The organism is Phytoactinopolyspora alkaliphila, from assembly GCF_010550695.1.
Lineage (GTDB): Bacteria > Actinomycetota > Actinomycetes > Jiangellales > Jiangellaceae > Phytoactinopolyspora > Phytoactinopolyspora alkaliphila.
The window spans coordinates 186,235-201,504 of sequence record NZ_JAAGOB010000001.1 but is presented as its reverse complement, the minus strand read 5'-3'; the positions used below and the strand labels follow the sequence as shown (position 1 = coordinate 201,504).

The following is a 15,270-nucleotide window of genomic DNA, read 5'->3' as shown; positions in this document are numbered from 1 at the left end:
TACGGTATCAACCGCCCCCGACACTCCTGAAACAGGTTTCCGCCTCAGCGCACCGTGTGGCCGGCCTCCGCAACGGCGGACTTCACCGCACCGATGCGCAGCTCACCGAAGTGAAAGACGCTGGCGGCGAGCACGGCGTCCGCGCCGGCGGTGACCGCGGGCGCAAAATGGTCCAGCGCTCCGGCCCCGCCGCTGGCGATCACCGGCACGCTGGCCACCGCTCGCACCGCGGCGATCATCTCGAGGTCGTAGCCGTTCTTGGTGCCGTCGGCGTCCATCGAGTTGAGCAGGATCTCCCCGGCTCCCGACTCGGCCGCGCGACGCGCCCACTCCACCGCGTCGATCCCGGTGCCGCGCCGGCCCCCGTGTGTGGTGACCTCGAAGCCCGACCCGGTCTCGCCACCTCGCCGAGCGTCCACAGAGAGAACCAGGACCTGCGCGCCGAACCGGTCAGCGATCTCGGAGATCAGCTCCGGCCGCGCCACAGCGCCGGTGTTGACGCCCACCTTGTCGGCCCCGGCACGCAACAGGCGATCGACGTCCTCCACCGACCGCACCCCACCGCCGACCGTGAGCGGGATGAACACCTCTTCCGCGGTGCGCGAGACCACGTCGTAGACCGTGGAACGGTCGTCGCTCGACGCCGTGATGTCGAGGAAGGTGAGCTCGTCGGCTCCCTCCGCTCCGTAGGCGGCCGCCAGCTCCACCGGATCCCCGGCATCCCGCAGGTTGGTGAAGTTGACGCCCTTCACCACCCGGCCGGCGTCGACGTCCAGGCACGGGATCACCCGCACGGCCACACTCACGAAGCGACCTCGAGCGCCTGCTCCAGCGTGAACGCACCGGCGTAGAGGGCCTTGCCGATGATGGCGCCCTCGACGCCGTCGCCCACCAGGCTGCGCAGCGCGGCGACGTCCTCCAGGCTGGATACACCCCCGCTGGCCACGACCGGCCGATCAGTACGCTCGCAGACCGTGCGCAGCAGCTCCAGGTTGGGTCCGCGGAGGGTGCCGTCCTTGGTCACGTCGGTGACGACGTAGCGCGCGCAACCGTCAGCGTCGAGACGGGCGAGCACCTCCCAGAGGTCACCGCCCTCCCGGGTCCAGCCGCGCGCGGCCAGGGTGGTTCCCCGGACGTCGAGCCCCACAGCGATCCGATCACCGTGGCGCGCGATGGCGCCGGCGGTCCACTCCGGATCCTCCAGGGCCGCAGTGCCGAGATTGACCCGGCGGCAGCCGGTCTTCAGGGCGTTCTCCAGCGACTCGTCGTCCCTGATTCCACCGGAGAGCTCGACCGCGACGTCGAGGCGGCCCACGACCTCTGCCAGCAGTGACCGGTTCGAACCGCGCCCGAAGGCGGCGTCCAGATCGACCAGGTGCACCCATTCCGCGCCGGCCGCCTGCCAGGCGAGTGCCGCGTCCAGCGGAGAACCGTACGACGTCTCGGTTCCCGCCTCGCCCTGGACCAGTCGCACCGCCTGCCCGTCGGCCACGTCCACAGCCGGCAGCAACTCGAGGCCTGCGTCAACCATGCGTGTCTCCTCGTTGCTTGTCACGTTGCTCGTCATGCGATCTTGACCGCCCGGAACCGGAGCCGGCGGTAGTCGGCCCACCAGGCATCCTCGCGCCACAACGCCGGCCGGGCGATCTCCACGGCCCGGTCCAGCACGTCCGAAGGAACGTCCGCCAGCGCGTCACCGGCGAACATGTCCAGCCACCGGTTGAGTCCGTCCGGTCCGGTGAGCCGGGTGGGACGGTCGTAGAAGTCGAGCTGGCGCACTTCGAGGCCGGCGTCTTCGAGGATGGCCGCGTACTGCGCTGGGGACGGGAAGTACCACGGCCAGCGGCGCTCGCCCAGTCCGGCTTCCCGGCACGCCTGGTCCACCGCCTCGGTGATGGTCGCGACGTTGCGCGTGGAGCCCATCTCGGCCACGAACCGCCCGCCGATGCGCAGGGCGTCCGACACGCACCCCAGCACCTCGACGGGCGCCGGCATCCAATGCAGCGCCGCGTTCGAGACGACAGCGTCGGCAGGTGTCTCCACGCTGAAGTCGTGGGCGTCGGCCACCTGCAGGTCAGCCGCGTCGCCGAGCCGTTCCCGGGCGGCGGCGACCATATCCGCGTCGGCGTCCAGACCGATCACCGACGCGCCCGCGTCGACGATACGGGCAGTGAGCTCGCCGGTGCCGCAGCCGAGGTCGACGATCGACTCCTCCGGCTGGGGCTTCAGCCAGTCCAGCAGCTCGACGCCGTACGCGGCGACGAAGGCGAAGTCCTGGTCGTATGCCCTCGCGTCCCATTTGGTCACAGTCATATGCCTTTCACCCAATTCTGCAGAAGAGTCAGTCCGGCATCGCCCGACTTCTCGGGGTGGAACTGCGTCGCGGCCAGGACGTCATCCTCCACCGCCGCGACGAAGCGATCCAGGCCGTGCTCGGCCCAGATGACGAGCGGCAGGGCACCGTTACCCGCTGCCGGCGATTCCCAGCGTCGAACGCCGTAGGAGTGGACGAAGTAGAAACGCTCGTGCTCCACACCGGCGAACAGCCTGGAGCCGTACGGCACCTCGACGGTGTTCCATCCCATGTGTGGCAGAGGTACGGCGTCGAGCTTCTCGACGGTCCCGGGCCACCGGCCCAGACCTGCGGTCTCGACCCCGTGCTCCACTCCCGTGCCGAACAGGATCTGCAACCCGACGCAGATTCCGAGGACGGGACGACCCGCGTCGATCCGGCGGGCCACGATCTGGTCGCCACTGACCGCGCGCACTCCGTCGACACAGGCGGCGAACGCCCCGACGCCGGGAATGACCAGGCCGTCGGCGTTCTCCGCGGCGTCCGTGTCCGCGGTCAGCTCCACCTGCGCCCCGACCCGCTCCAGCGCTCGGACAGCGGAGCGAACGTTGCCGAACCCGTAGTCGAGAACGACCACCTGACGCGCCGCACTCATCGGTTCCTCCCCCGTGGCAGACTTCCTTCGTGACCGACACGATGACCGATCCGCACCCGCGCCGCTGGCCCGTCCGGGTGGCGGTCGCCTCGGCCACCCTCGCCGCCGTGGTGACGGCCACGACAGCCGCGGGCGGCTGGTACTACGCCGACGAGTTGCTCCTGGTGGACACCTCGCCGCCGGAATACCCGATCGAGGTCGTGGACGTCAGCGGCTCGACGGTGACGCTCGTGGGCGAGGACGCCGACCAGCCCGGCGTCACCGGCCTCGAATGGGAGGGCGGCTACGCCCGGCTCGGCCCGGAGATCGAGCGCTCCGGCGAGCACGTCACTCGCTCGGTCACGCCGTTCCCCGACCTGCCGGCGCCCGGCACCATGGCCCGGACCAGCTTCTACGCCTACCCCCTGGCCATCGAGAGCTTCCGCGCCGTGAGCGAGCTCGACGCCGAGGACGTGACCTACGACGGCCCACTGGGCACCTACCCCGCGACGTTCGTCGCCGGCGGGAGCAGCCGCTGGATCATCCATGTGCACGGCCGCGGCGGCAACCGGGCGGAGTCGTTCCGGCTGCTGACCGCGTTGCAGCCGCTGGACTACCCGCAGCTGTCCATCACCTACCGCAACGACGACGACGCTCCGGCGGACGCCGACGGCGAGTACGGGCTCGGCTGGACCGAGTCCGACGACCTGGCGGCCGCCGTCGAGTTCGCCCGCGCCCGCGGGGCGGAGGACATCGTCCTGGCCGGCTACTCGATGGGCGGCGCCGTAGTTGGCAACTACCTCCGCGTGCACGGCTCCGCGGGAGTGGCCGGAGTCATCTACGACTCCCCGGTGCTGTCCTGGAACGACGTCCTGGTCAACGAGTCGCGCAACCGCAACCTGCCGGCCTTCGCGGCCACCGTCGCCTCGACGGTGGTCCGCCTGCGCACCGCCATCAACCTCGCAGCGATGGATCAGGTGCGCCATGCCGATGACCTCGACGTCCCGGTGCTGCTCTTTCACGGCAGCGGTGACCCGACCGTCCCGGTGAGCTCGTCGGACGACTTCGCCGCCGCCCGGCCAGACCTGGTGACCTTCGTCCGGCCGGACGGCGTGGGCCATGTCCAGGCCTGGAACAACGACCCCGCCGGCTACGAAGAGGCGGCGGCCGATTTCGTCCGCAAGCTTCCCTGAACCTCGCCGCTCTATCGCCTGCCGGCGAGTGACAGGCCGCATGATCACAGCGCACCCTTAGTGGATGGAATGCCCCGCTCGCGCGGGTCGAGCGCGACGGCGGAGCGCAGCGCCCGGGCCACGGCCTTGAACTGAGCTTCCACGATGTGATGCGGATCGCGCCCGCCGAGCACGCGCACGTGCAAGGTGATGCCCGCGTGGTGGGCGATGCTCTCCAGCACGTGCGCCGTCAGCGAGCCCGTGAAGTGCCCGCCGATCAGCACGTACTCCTGCCCGGCAGGCTCGCCGGAGTGCACGAAGTACGGCCGGCCCGACACGTCGACCACGGCCTGGGCAAGTGCCTCGTCCAAAGGCACCAGCGCGTCACCGTAGCGGACGATGCCGGACTTGTCGCCGAGCGCCTGGCGCAGCGCTTGCCCCAGGACGATCGCGGTGTCCTCGACGGTGTGGTGGACGTCGATGTGGGTGTCGCCGCTCGCCTCCACCGTCAGGTCGATCAGGGAGTGGCGAGCCAGGGCGGTGAGCATGTGGTCATAGAACGGAACCGTCGTAGAGATGTCATGGCTGCCGGTGCCGTCCAGGTTCAGCTCGACGAGGACCTTGCTCTCGCTGGTCGCGCGCTCTATCCTCGCCGTCCGCCCGGCCCGGTCCTCTGTGCGGATGTCGCTCATGTCTTCAGCACCTCTCGTAGCGCCACGGTGAACGCCTCGGTCTCGTCCGGCGTGCCGACGGATACCCGCAGCCATCCGTCCGGTCCGGTCTCGCGGATGAGCACCCCCCGGTCGAGCAGGCTTTGCCAGACCGCATGCCGGTCGGCGAACGTGCCGAACAGGACGAAGTTGGCGTCGGATTCCGGGACCCGTAAACCCTGTGTACGCAGCCACGCCGCCAGCTCGTCCCGCGTAGTGCGCAGCTGCTCGACCCGGCGTTGAAGCTCCGGCGCATGCGCGAGTGCCACTCTGGCCACCGCCTGGGTGACGGACGACAGGTGGTACGGCAGCCGGACGATACGCAGCGTGTCGATCACCGCGGTGGACGCGGCCACGTATCCGAGCCGCGCGCCGGCGAAAGCGAACGCCTTGCTCATGGTCCGGGTGACGATGAGTCTCGGATGACTGTCGAGCAACGAGAGCGCGCTGGGGGTTCCGGCTCGCCGGAACTCGGCATACGCCTCGTCGACGACGACGACGGCCGACGACGCGTCGTGCAGCGCCCGGACCAGGTCCAGGGAGACCGCCGTGCCCGTCGGGTTGTTCGGCGAGGCGAGGAAGATCACCGAGGGCTCGTGTTCCGCGGCTGCGGCCAGCGCGTCGTCGGCGTCGATGGTGAAGTCGTCCCGCCTGGGGGCGGAGATCCAGGCGGTGAACGTGTTGCGGGCGTACTCCGGGTACATCGAGTAGGTCGGCGCGAACGACAGGGCGGTTCGCCCCGGCCCGCCGAACGCCTGCATGATCTGCACCATCACCTCGTTCGAGCCGTTCGCGGCCCAGACCTGCTCCGGCACCAGGCGGACCCCAGCCTCCGCGCCCAGGTAGCCGGCGAGACCGGACCGCAGGGCGAGGGCCTCCCGGTCCGGATACCGGTTCAGCCGGGACACCGCATGGGCGACGGCTTTGCCCGCGTCGTCGGCCAGCTCCGCCGAGGGTGGATACGGATTCTCGTTGACATTGAGGCACACGGGCACGTCGAGTTGCGGCGCGCCGTACGGTTCGACACCGCGCAGCTCGTCGCGGATCGGCAGGTCAGTCATGAGGGGAACCTCGCTCGGACGGCCGCTCCGTGTGCCGGGAGGTCTTCCGCGTCGGCCAGCGTCTCCACGTGGCTCGCGACCGCGCGCAGGGCCTCCTGGCCGTATTCCACCACGTGGATGCCGCGCAGGAAGGTCTGCACCGACAGGCCCGACGAGTGCCGGGCGCAGCCCCCGGTGGGCAGCACGTGGTTGGAACCGGCGGCGTAGTCGCCGAGACTCACCGGCGACCATGGACCGACGAAGACGGCGCCGGCGTTGCGGATCCGTGCCGCGACGGCAGGGGCATCTCTGGTCTGGATCTCCAGGTGCTCGGCCGCGTAGGCGTCGGCGACGGCGACGCCTTGTGCCAGGTCGTCCACGAGAACCGTTCCGGACTGCTCGCCGGTGAGGGCGCTCAGCACCCGATCAGCGTGCTTGGTTGCGGCGACCTGCAGCTTCAGCTCAGCGTCGACCGCGTCCGCCAGTTCTGTGCTGTCGGTGACAAGGACACTCGCCGCGAGCGGGTCATGCTCGGCCTGGCTGATCAGATCCGCCGCCACGTGCGCCGGGTTGGCGGACTCATCGGCGAGGACCGCGATCTCGGTGGGACCTGCCTCGGCATCGATGCCGATCAGGCCCTTGAGCAGGCGCTTGGCCGCGGCGACGTACACGTTGCCCGGCCCGGTCACCAGGTCGACCGGGGAGCAGACCTGCGCTCCGGCGTCGTCGCGGGCACCGTACGCGAACATGGCGATCGCCTGTGCCCCTCCGACCGCGTAGACCTCGGTGATGCCGAGCAGCGCACACGCGGCCAGGATGGTGGGGTGCGGGGCGCCGCCGAAGCCCTTCTGGGGCGGGCTCGCCACCGCGATGTTCTCGACGCCGGCCACCTGGGCCGGAACGACGTTCATGACGACGCTGCTGGGATAGACCGCGAGACCGCCCGGCACGTACAGGCCGACGCGCTGCACGGGAACCCAGCGTTCCGTGACCGTTCCGCCGGGCGCGACCACTGTGGTGACGTCCGAGCGCCGCTGGTCGGCGTGGACGGTCCGGGCGCGGGCGATCGACTCCTCCAAGGCCGCGCGCACAGCGGGGTCGAGCTCGGACAGCGCGTCCCGCAGCGCGGATTCGGGCACCCGGATATCCTTGATCTGCACGCCGTCGAATCGGGCGGTGAGCTCGCGCAGCGCCTCGACACCACGATGGCGGACGTCGGCACAGATCGGCCGGACAGCCTCCAGAGCGGACTCGACGTCCGCCGATGCACGTGGGACGAGAGCGCGGTAATCGAGCTCCTCACCGTCGGCGAGGCGACCACGCAGGTCGATGCGGCGTATCACCTACCCAAGTGTAGGAGCGCGGTTCACCTATCGGACACCCTGCCCGCATACCAAGACGCCGTCAGCCGGCGGCGCCGGCACAATCGGATTCGGGTTGCGAGAGAGCCTGTCCGCCCTCGACGCCGCCGTCACCGCGCCTGACCCTCTCCGCACCGACTAGCCACGCGCGCCCCTCAGAATGATCATGTAAACCATGTTTTCTCGTGCTTCACCAGGTCTGCAGGCATGGTGAAGCACGAGAAAACATGGTTTACATGATCATTCTGAAGCGGGCGGCGGGGTGGTGCCGTTGAGGATGGCGGCGAGTCGAGCGATGCCCGAGTCGATCTGCTCCGGCGTGGCCACCGAATAGCTCAGCCGCAAACCGTCCGTGCCGCGTCCGGTGCCGTAGAAGGCCTCGCCCGGCACGTAGGCCACGCCTGCCTGGACGGCATCCTTCGCCAGCACCGTGGTGTCGAGGCCGTCCGGAACGCTGATCCAGACGAACATGCCTCCTGCGGGGCGAGTCCACCGGAACCCCTCCCCCAGACAGCGTTCCAGGGCACCGAGCATCAGGTCGCGCCGTCCCCGGTAGTGCTCGCGGACCACCGTCACCCGCTCATCCAGGAACCCGTCCCGCGCCACCTCCAGGGCGACGTACTGGACGAAGGTGGATGTGTGGAGGTCAGCAGCCTGTTTGGCCTTCCGGATCGGCTCCATAGCCTCGGCAGGTGCGACGAGCCACGCCAGCCGGAAGCCGGGAACCATGATCTTCGAGAAGGTTCCCGCGTGGATGACCAGCTCGGGAGCGAGATCGAGCAGGTGCGGGAGATCGTGGCCCTCGAACCGCAGGTCACCATACGGATTGTCTTCGAAGATCGGGACACCGTAGCGCCGAGCCAGATCAACCACGGCATGCCGCCGGGGCAGACTCAAGCTCACCCCGGTCGGGTTGTCGAAGTTGGCGATGACGTAGATCAGCTTCACACCGTCGTCCAGCGCATGCTGGAGCGACGCCGGCACCAAGCCGTCATCGTCGATCTCGACCTCCCGGTAGCGCACCTCGTAGGCGTCGAACGCCCGCAGAGCGCCCGGGTAGGTGGGAGCGGCAACGGCGACCGCGTCGCCCGGATCGAGATAGCACTTCGCCACCAGATCGAGGCCCTGCTGCGAGCCGGACACGATCTGCACCGCTTCGGCGCCGACGCCGGCGTAGCGCGACGCGACCCACTCACGCAGCGGCGGATGACCCTCCGTGGTGCTGTACTGCAGCGCGGCGGACCCGTGGTCACGGAGAACGCGTTCGGCGGCCGATCGGATCGCGTTCACCGGAAACAGCTCCGGCGCCGGGAGCCCGCCCGCGAAGGAGATGACGTCGCCGCGCTGGGTGAGCTTGAGAATCTCGCGGATAGCCGACGGCTTCAGCCGGGCGGTGCGCCCGGCCGCGAGTTCGGACCAGTTGACCACGGTTTCTCCCTTGCGAGCCGTTCTGCGACGCGACCCCGCCCCCTTGCGACCTACCGGCGGCCAGGCCCGGGCAGGCCGCAGGTCAGCTAGCGATGCACAGCGTCGGAGGCGCCCAGCGCCTCCAGGTCGGCCCGGGTGGGCAGGCCTTCCCAGTCGCCCAGGACAGTGCAGGCGAAGGCGCCCGCCGCGACGGCCGTGCGCAGTCGCTGTTCCGCACCCTCACCGGCCATCCACTCGGCGAGGTAACCGGCGACGAATGCGTCTCCGGCGCCGACCGTATCGACCACCGGGACCGCCAGCGCGGGCGTCTTGCGCACCTCCCCCGCGATCACCGAATACGCCCCCTCCGCGCCGAGCTTCAGGATCACCTGCTCGGGGCCCATCTCGGCCAGCGCCAGCGCAAGCTCCTCGGTGGAGCCCTCGGGCACCACCAGCGAAGCTTCCTCGGGCCCGGCGAAGACGACGTCGGCTCGGTGCACCAGGTGGGTCAGCGCGGCGCGGGCGTCCTCCCGGCTCCATAGCGTGGCCCGGTAGTTGAGGTCGAGCGAGATCAGGGTGTTGTGTGCGCGGGCGGTCTCCACGGCCTGATGGACCGCCGAGGCCGGCCCCGGGCCCAACGCCGGAGTGATGCCGGTGACGTGCAGGACATCGGCCGAGGCGATGGCGTCGGAGTCGATGTCGAACGCCGTCATTGCCGACGCCGCGCTGCCGGCACGGTAATAGCGGACCTGCGTGCGCATGGCGTTGGGGCGTTCCTTGATGATCAAGCCGGTGGGACGTTCGGGATCGGTGCGCACGATCGCCTCAACGCCCTCGGCCCGCAGCTCGCGCGTGACGAGGTCGCCGAAGGTGTCGGCGCCGAGCCGGCTTATCCATGCCGAGCTGGCGCCGAGACGAGCTACCCCGATGGCGACATTGGTTTCCGCCCCGGCGATGGACAGCCTCATGTCTCGATTCGCCGCGAGCGAGCCGATCCCGGCCGCGGAGATCAGCGCCATGGTTTCGCCGAGAGTGACCAGCGAACCGGTCATGCGAGCGTCTTCCGGGCCTCGCGAACCTCCGCCAGGGCACGGCGGGCACGCTCGGCCAGCGCGTCCAGGTCTCCTCCGGTGGCGGCGTCGCCCTGAAGCGGCCCGCCCAGCCCCACGCCGATGGCGCCCGCCCGGATCCAGTCACCGATGGAGTCCAGGGACACCCCGCCTGTGGGCATCAGCGGGATGTCCGGGAAGGGCCCGGCGACGTTCCTGAAGAACGACGGCCCCAGGGTCGAGGCCGGGAAGACCTTGATGGCGCTGGCACCGGCCTGCCACGCCGCGAGGATCTCGGTCGGGGTGAACGCCCCGGGATAGGACTGCACGCCCGCCTCCCTGGCCGCGCGTACCACGTCGAGTTCGGCCGACGGCGACACGACGAACTCGGCGCCCGCGTCCACCACGGCCCGGACCTCGTCGGCCGTGGTGACGGTTCCGGCGCCGACGTTGACGCTATCCGGCAGGGCGGTTCGGGCCGCCTTGATCGCCTCCAGGGCGCCGGGCGAGGTCAGGGTGATCTCCAGGCAGGTGACGCCGGCGTCGGCAAGGGTGTGACAGATGTCGCCGAAGCGGTCCACCGATCCCGCCCGCAGGATGGCCATCACGCCGGTGTCCCGCAGTTGCGAACTGGGCTGAAGGCGTCCTGGCATCTCGACCTCGTTCATCGCTGATGGCTCCCTCTCGTCTCGCACACATTACCCAGCGCCCGCGCTCTTCGCGGCCGTCGCCCCACGGCCGGAGTCAGCGCTCAGCAGCCTCGTTTTTGAACAGGTCGCGCAACCAGAGCAGCCGCTCCCGGGTCTGGAACGTCTGGCCGCCCTCGTGCTTGTTGTAGGCCCAGACCCGTATCTCCTTGGGCCCGGCGTAATAGTTGTAGGCACCGAAGATGGTGGACGGCGGGCACGTGGTGTCCATCAGGGCCACGCTGTACAACGCGGGCGCGGTGCACCTGGGCGCCAAGTTGGTTCCGTCGAAGTAGGAGAGCGTGCGGAAAACGGTCTCCTCGTGATCGCGATGGATGGAGAGGTACTTGGTGATCTCCCCGTAGGGCATCGTGTCGACGATTTCCGTGGCTCGCCGGTAGCCGGTGAGGAACGGCACGTCGAGCATCGCGCCGGCCAGGCCGGGCACCAGCGCCGCCACCGCCTGGGTGATACCGCCGCCCTGGCTGCCTCCGGCGATGACGATCCGCTCGCTGTCGACGAGCGGGTGCGAGGCGGCGGCCTCCACCGCGCGCACGGCGTCGGTGAACACCCGGCGGTAGTAGTAGTCCTCCGGATCCAGCACACCTCTGGTCATGAAGCCCGGCGTCTGCGGGTTGGCCCCTCCCACAGGGTCCGGCGTGTCGCCGGGAGAGCCGTTGGACCCCTGGCCCCGCGTGTCCATGACGAAGGTGGCGTACCCGGCCGCCGCTGTGGCGAGCCAGTCGTGCGGAAGCCCACGCCCGCCGCCGTAGCCGATGTAATGCACCACGGCCGGCAAGGGCTCCGTGGCGCCGGAAGGCACCATGAACCAGCCCGCGATCCGGTGACCACCCCAGCCGGAGTAGCGCACGTCGTACACGTCGACCAGGCTCAGCGCGGCATCGTAGGCCTCGAACACGACGTCGAGGGGGAACTCCCGCGCCTGGTCAAGAGTGCGCTCCCAGAACGTGTCGAAGTCCGGCTCCTCGACTCTCTCGGGCCGGTACTCACGCAGCTCGGACAACGGCTTGTCGAACAACGGCACGGGCGGGCTCCCTCACACTCGGCTTCGGGCGGCGGTCACGTGGCAGCTTAGAGCGGCGACGGCTACGCTGCGCGGGCAGGTCCGCCGCGGCCGCGGTTGAGGGGCACCAGGACGACCGGCCCGAGTTGGTGACAGACTCGTGCATGACGGAACAACGAGACAACCTGACATTCGCTTCAATGACGAAAGGACTCCGGCGCCATGCACCACGACCGCGAGCTGATCGAGAACAGACTAGATCGGGTGCTGCGGGAGCGCGTGCGACCCGCTGTGTACCCCCACGCGGTCCCGCTGACAGTCGAGGTGTGGCATGCGCCCGGGGAGCCCCTACCGCCGGCCGCGGGGCTGGCTGCCGGCTATGTCCCGGCCGCGGTCGGTGACCCGTGGGGGCCTGCCTGGGGAACCAGCTGGTTCAAGTTCACCGGGCGCGTACCAGCGGAATGGGCGGGCCAGACGGTCGAAGCGGTCATCGACCTCGGCTTCAGCGGCGGCGGCCCCGGTTTCACCGCCGAAGGACTGGTCTACCTGCCCGACGGCACGGCAGTGAAGGGCCTGCACCCGCGCAGCCGGTGGCTGCGGATAGGAGAGCCGGCCAAGGGCGGCGACGAGGTCGTCTTCCACGTCGAAGCGGCGGCCAACCCGCTGATCAAGGGGCCGGTCACGATGCTCGGTGAGAAGAGCACCGCCGGCGACGAGCCGTTGTACCGGCTCGCTCAGGCTGACCTCGCCGTGTTCGACCAGAATGTCTGGGACCTCGTCGTCGATCTCGAGGTGCTCGGGCAGCTGATGCACGAGCTTCCCCTCGACCAGCCCCGCCGCTGGGAGATCCTGCACGCGATCAACGCCGCGTTGGACGCCCTGAACCTGCACGACGTCAACGGCACGGCCTCGGCCGCCCGGGAACGGCTCGCACCGACCCTGGCCGCGCCGGCGAACGCCTCGGCACACCAGGTCTCCGCCATCGGGCACGCGCACATCGACTCCGCCTGGCTCTGGCCGCTGCGCGAGACCGTGCGCAAGGTGGCCCGCACCGCGTCCAACACGGTCGACCTGATGGACGACCATCCCGAGTTCGTCTTCGCGATGTCGCAGGCGCAGCAGCTCGCCTGGATCAAGGAGCACCGTGGCGAGGTCTTCGACCGCGTCAAGGAGAAGATCGCCGACGGCCAGTTCGTGCCCGTGGGCGGGATGTGGGTCGAATCCGACACCAACATGCCCGGCAGCGAGGCGATGGCCAGGCAGTTCGTACATGGCAAGCGGTTCTTCGCCGAGGAGTTCGGCATCGAGACCGAAGAGGTGTGGCTGCCGGACTCCTTCGGCTACTCCGCCGCGCTCCCTCAGCTGGTCAAGCTGTCCCGTTCCCGGTGGTTTCTCACCCAGAAGATCTCCTGGTCGCAGACCAACAAGTTCCCCCACCACTCGTTCTGGTGGGAAGGCCTGGACGGCACCCGGGTGTTCACCCATTTTCCGCCGGTGGACACCTACAACGCCGAATTCACCGGCAAGGAGATGGCGCACCTGGTGCGCAACTTCCGGGACAAGGGCGCCGCTCGGCGTTCGATGGTGCCGTTCGGTCACGGGGACGGCGGCGGCGGTGCCACCCGGGAAATGCTCGCGCGTGCGGCCCGGCTGCGCGATCTCGAAGGCTCACCCCAGGTCACCATCGAGGCGCCGGCGGAGTTCTTCGCCAAGGCCGAAGCCGAGTACAGCAACGCGCCCGTCTGGGTGGGCGAGCTGTACCTCGAGTACCATCGAGGCACCTACACCTCCCAGACCAAGACCAAGCAGGGCAACCGGCGCTCGGAGCACCTGCTGCGGGAAGCCGAGCTGTGGGCCACGACGGCCGCCGTGCGCACCGGGCACGTCTATCGGTACGAACAGCTCGACCGGCTGTGGAAGACGGTTCTGCTCCACCAGTTCCACGACATCCTCCCCGGCTCGTCGATCGCGTGGGTGCACCGCCAGGCAGCCGACACCTACGCCGAGGTGGCGGAGGAGCTGCACGGCATCATCGTCGCCGCGCAGAGTGCCCTCGCCGGCGACGGCGATCGCCCCGTCGTGTTCAACGCGGCTCCGCACGCCCGCGGCGGCATCCCGGCCGGTGGCGCACGCATCACGGGATCGGTCGATGGGCGCGACGACGCGGTGAGCGCGGACCCCAGTGACGGCGGCTGGATCCTGGACAACGGCGCGCTGCGGGTCGTCGTCGACGACCGAGGGCTGGTGACCTCCGTCGTCGAGCACGCCACCGGACGGGAGGCGATCGCCCCGGGAGGCGCGGCCAACCTTCTGCAGCTGCACCCGGACCTCCCGATCGAGTACGACGCGTGGGACATCGAGTCCTACTACCGCAACACGGTGACGGATCTGACCGGCGTCGAGTCGCTGGAGCTCGTCACGGGCGATGCCATGACCGTGCGTGTCACCCGCCGGTTCGGCCAGTCGGCTCTCACCCAGTCCATCGCGCTGCGTCCCGGCTCGCGGGTGGTGGACTTCCGGACCGAGGTGGACTGGCACGAGAGCGAGACGCTGCTCAAGGCCGCGTTCCCGCTCGACGTCCGGGCCGACGCGTCGTCGGCGGAGACCCAGTTCGGCCACGTCAAACGCGCCACGCACACCAACACGTCGTGGGAGACGGCGAAGTTTGAGATCTGTGCGCACCGTTACCTTCACGTGGCCGAGCCGGGCTGGGGCGCCGCCGTGGTCAACGACTCCACCTACGGCCACGACGTCACCCGGTCGGTCCGCGAGGACGGCGGGACCACGACGACGCTGCGGCTCACCTTGCTGCGGGCGCCGCGGTTCCCCGACCCCGAGACCGACCAGGGCACCCACGGGTTCGGCTATGCGCTGGCGGTGGGTGCGGACATCACCGACGCCGCCGTCGAGGGCTACCGCATCAACCTCCCCGAACGGCAGGTCACCGGGTCGAACGACGTCGAACCGCTCGTCACCCTGGACAACGACGCCGTCGTCGCCGAAGCGGTGAAGCTGGCCGACGACGGCAGCGGGGACGTCGTCGTGCGCATCTACGAAGCCGCCGGCGGCCGCGCCACCGCGAACCTGACCGCCGGTTTCCCAGTCACCTCGGCCACGGTCACAGACCTGCTCGAGCGGCCGTTCGCCGGCGAGGAGCTCACGGTCGAGGACGGCGCCGTACGCCTCCGGTTGCGCCCCTTCCAGGTCGTCACCTTGCGGCTCGGGAGGTCCGCACAGAACCCGGCATAATCACCGGGTGAGCAAGAAGAGGCGAACCGGCGCGGGGACGCCGGCCACGGTCGCCCTGGACCGGGCCGGCGTCGAGTACACGGTGCACCCCTATCACCACGATCCGGCTGCCGCCTCCTACGGCCTGGAGGCGGCCGAGGCCCTGGGGGTGGCGCCGGACCGAGTGTTCAAGACCCTGCTGGCCGAGGTCGACGGCAAGCTCGTCGTCGGCATCGTCCCCGTCGCCGGCATGCTCGACCTCAAGGCGCTGGCCCACGCGGTGAGCGGCAAGCGGGCGGTCATGGCCGATGTCACGGCTGCGGAACGAGCCACCGGATACGTCGTAGGCGGGATCAGCCCGCTGGGTCAGCGTAAGCCCCTGCCCACCGTGCTTGACTCCACCGCTTCCGCGCACGAGACAGTCTTCGTCTCCGGCGGCCGGCGCGGCCTGGACCTCGAGCTGGCACCGGCGGACTTGATGAAGCTCACGTCGGCGACCACCGCGCCGATCGGCCGATCGGACTGAACACCCCTTTGCCCGACCACAGCCTGCACGGACCTCTACCTCCGATGCGGGCGACGTCAGTGGTCTGGGAATGCGTGAATGCAGCGGTCTGAGATAATTTGCGGCGTTGCCGGCCACCGCCCGGACACTGGCGAACACGC

At 69.8% G+C, this 15,270-nt stretch carries 14 protein-coding genes; 3 read left to right on the top strand and 11 right to left on the bottom strand.

From position 1 onward, the window contains the following. Positions 1-44: 44 nt before the first annotated feature. From hisF to hisH, 4 genes are read right to left on the bottom strand one after another with little or no spacing between them, the layout of a single operon-like run. Complete coding sequence (gene hisF / locus G1H11_RS00805) at positions 45-806, bottom strand: imidazole glycerol phosphate synthase subunit HisF (RefSeq protein ID WP_163815129.1); 762 nt, start codon at positions 804-806, stop codon at positions 45-47. Continuing rightward, positions 803-1,531: a bifunctional 1-(5-phosphoribosyl)-5-((5-phosphoribosylamino)methylideneamino)imidazole-4-carboxamide isomerase/phosphoribosylanthranilate isomerase PriA gene (gene priA, locus G1H11_RS00800; RefSeq protein ID WP_163815128.1), complete on the bottom strand. Its 729-nt coding sequence runs from the start codon at positions 1,529-1,531 to the stop codon at positions 803-805. Before priA ends, hisF begins: the two co-directional genes overlap by 4 nt. A gap of 32 nt (positions 1,532-1,563) precedes the next feature. Beyond that, positions 1,564-2,313: a class I SAM-dependent methyltransferase gene (locus G1H11_RS00795; RefSeq protein ID WP_163815127.1), complete on the bottom strand. Its 750-nt coding sequence runs from the start codon at positions 2,311-2,313 to the stop codon at positions 1,564-1,566. Further along, on the bottom strand, positions 2,310-2,948 hold the full coding sequence (gene hisH / locus G1H11_RS00790; protein WP_163815126.1) for an imidazole glycerol phosphate synthase subunit HisH: 639 nt from the start codon (positions 2,946-2,948) through the stop codon (positions 2,310-2,312). Before hisH ends, G1H11_RS00795 begins: the two co-directional genes overlap by 4 nt. A gap of 29 nt (positions 2,949-2,977) precedes the next feature. Here hisH and G1H11_RS00785 point away from each other — a divergent pair, with 29 nt between their 5' ends. Continuing rightward, positions 2,978-4,120 (top strand): alpha/beta fold hydrolase, encoded by a 1,143-nt coding sequence (locus G1H11_RS00785; protein WP_163815124.1) that lies wholly within the window; start codon positions 2,978-2,980, stop codon positions 4,118-4,120. A 44-nt stretch (positions 4,121-4,164) separates the two neighbouring features. Here the strand turns inward: G1H11_RS00785 and hisB are convergent, their stop codons facing one another. From hisB to G1H11_RS00750, 7 genes are all read right to left on the bottom strand, one after another. Further along, entirely contained in the window at positions 4,165-4,791 is a 627-nt protein-coding gene (gene hisB / locus G1H11_RS00780; RefSeq protein WP_163815122.1) for an imidazoleglycerol-phosphate dehydratase HisB, read from the bottom strand. Beyond that, positions 4,788-5,870, bottom strand: a complete 1,083-nt coding sequence (locus tag G1H11_RS00775; RefSeq protein ID WP_163815120.1) for a histidinol-phosphate transaminase — start codon at positions 5,868-5,870, stop codon at positions 4,788-4,790. The genes hisB and G1H11_RS00775 overlap by 4 nt, the downstream gene beginning before the upstream one ends. Further along, on the bottom strand, positions 5,867-7,192 hold the full coding sequence (hisD, locus tag G1H11_RS00770; protein ID WP_163815118.1) for a histidinol dehydrogenase: 1,326 nt from the start codon (positions 7,190-7,192) through the stop codon (positions 5,867-5,869). The genes G1H11_RS00775 and hisD overlap by 4 nt, the downstream gene beginning before the upstream one ends. A gap of 258 nt (positions 7,193-7,450) precedes the next feature. After that, positions 7,451-8,638, bottom strand: coding sequence for an aminotransferase class I/II-fold pyridoxal phosphate-dependent enzyme (locus G1H11_RS00765; RefSeq protein ID WP_163815117.1), 1,188 nt, complete (start codon positions 8,636-8,638; stop codon positions 7,451-7,453). Positions 8,639-8,724: 86 nt separating this feature from the next. Continuing rightward, positions 8,725-9,669, bottom strand: a complete 945-nt coding sequence (locus tag G1H11_RS00760) for a sugar kinase (RefSeq protein ID WP_163815115.1) — start codon at positions 9,667-9,669, stop codon at positions 8,725-8,727. After that, positions 9,666-10,334: a bifunctional 4-hydroxy-2-oxoglutarate aldolase/2-dehydro-3-deoxy-phosphogluconate aldolase gene (locus G1H11_RS00755; protein WP_216843303.1), complete on the bottom strand. Its 669-nt coding sequence runs from the start codon at positions 10,332-10,334 to the stop codon at positions 9,666-9,668. Before G1H11_RS00755 ends, G1H11_RS00760 begins: the two co-directional genes overlap by 4 nt. A 76-nt stretch (positions 10,335-10,410) precedes the next feature. Continuing rightward, the gene (locus G1H11_RS00750; RefSeq protein WP_163815113.1) at positions 10,411-11,397 is read right to left on the bottom strand and encodes an acetylxylan esterase; all 987 of its coding nucleotides are present in this window, start codon (positions 11,395-11,397) and stop codon (positions 10,411-10,413) included. Between the two features lie 201 nt (positions 11,398-11,598). Between G1H11_RS00750 and G1H11_RS00745 the strand changes: the two genes are divergently transcribed. Both G1H11_RS00745 and ybaK read left to right on the top strand, forming a co-directional pair. After that, complete coding sequence (locus G1H11_RS00745; protein WP_163815111.1) at positions 11,599-14,625, top strand: alpha-mannosidase; 3,027 nt, start codon at positions 11,599-11,601, stop codon at positions 14,623-14,625. A gap of 7 nt (positions 14,626-14,632) precedes the next feature. Then, complete coding sequence (gene ybaK / locus G1H11_RS00740; RefSeq protein ID WP_163815109.1) at positions 14,633-15,130, top strand: Cys-tRNA(Pro) deacylase; 498 nt, start codon at positions 14,633-14,635, stop codon at positions 15,128-15,130. The last annotated feature ends 140 nt before the right edge of the window (positions 15,131-15,270 follow it).

What these genes read in the sequence shown, in the direction of transcription:
- priA (WP_163815128.1), bottom strand. Translation starts at nt 1,531, where the DNA reads ATGGTTGACGCAGGCCTCGAGTTGCTGCCGGCTGTGGACGTGGCCGAC.
- G1H11_RS00795 (WP_163815127.1), bottom strand. Translation starts at nt 2,313, where the DNA reads ATGACTGTGACCAAATGGGACGCGAGGGCATACGACCAGGACTTCGCC.
- hisH (WP_163815126.1), bottom strand. Translation starts at nt 2,948, where the DNA reads ATGAGTGCGGCGCGTCAGGTGGTCGTTCTCGACTACGGGTTCGGCAAC.
- hisB (WP_163815122.1), bottom strand. Translation starts at nt 4,791, where the DNA reads ATGAGCGACATCCGCACAGAGGACCGGGCCGGGCGGACGGCGAGGATA.
- G1H11_RS00775 (WP_163815120.1), bottom strand. Translation starts at nt 5,870, where the DNA reads ATGACTGACCTGCCGATCCGCGACGAGCTGCGCGGTGTCGAACCGTAC.
- G1H11_RS00760 (WP_163815115.1), bottom strand. Translation starts at nt 9,669, where the DNA reads ATGACCGGTTCGCTGGTCACTCTCGGCGAAACCATGGCGCTGATCTCC.
- G1H11_RS00755 (WP_216843303.1), bottom strand. Translation starts at nt 10,334, where the DNA reads ATGAACGAGGTCGAGATGCCAGGACGCCTTCAGCCCAGTTCGCAACTG.
- G1H11_RS00745 (WP_163815111.1), top strand. Translation starts at nt 11,599, where the DNA reads ATGCACCACGACCGCGAGCTGATCGAGAACAGACTAGATCGGGTGCTG.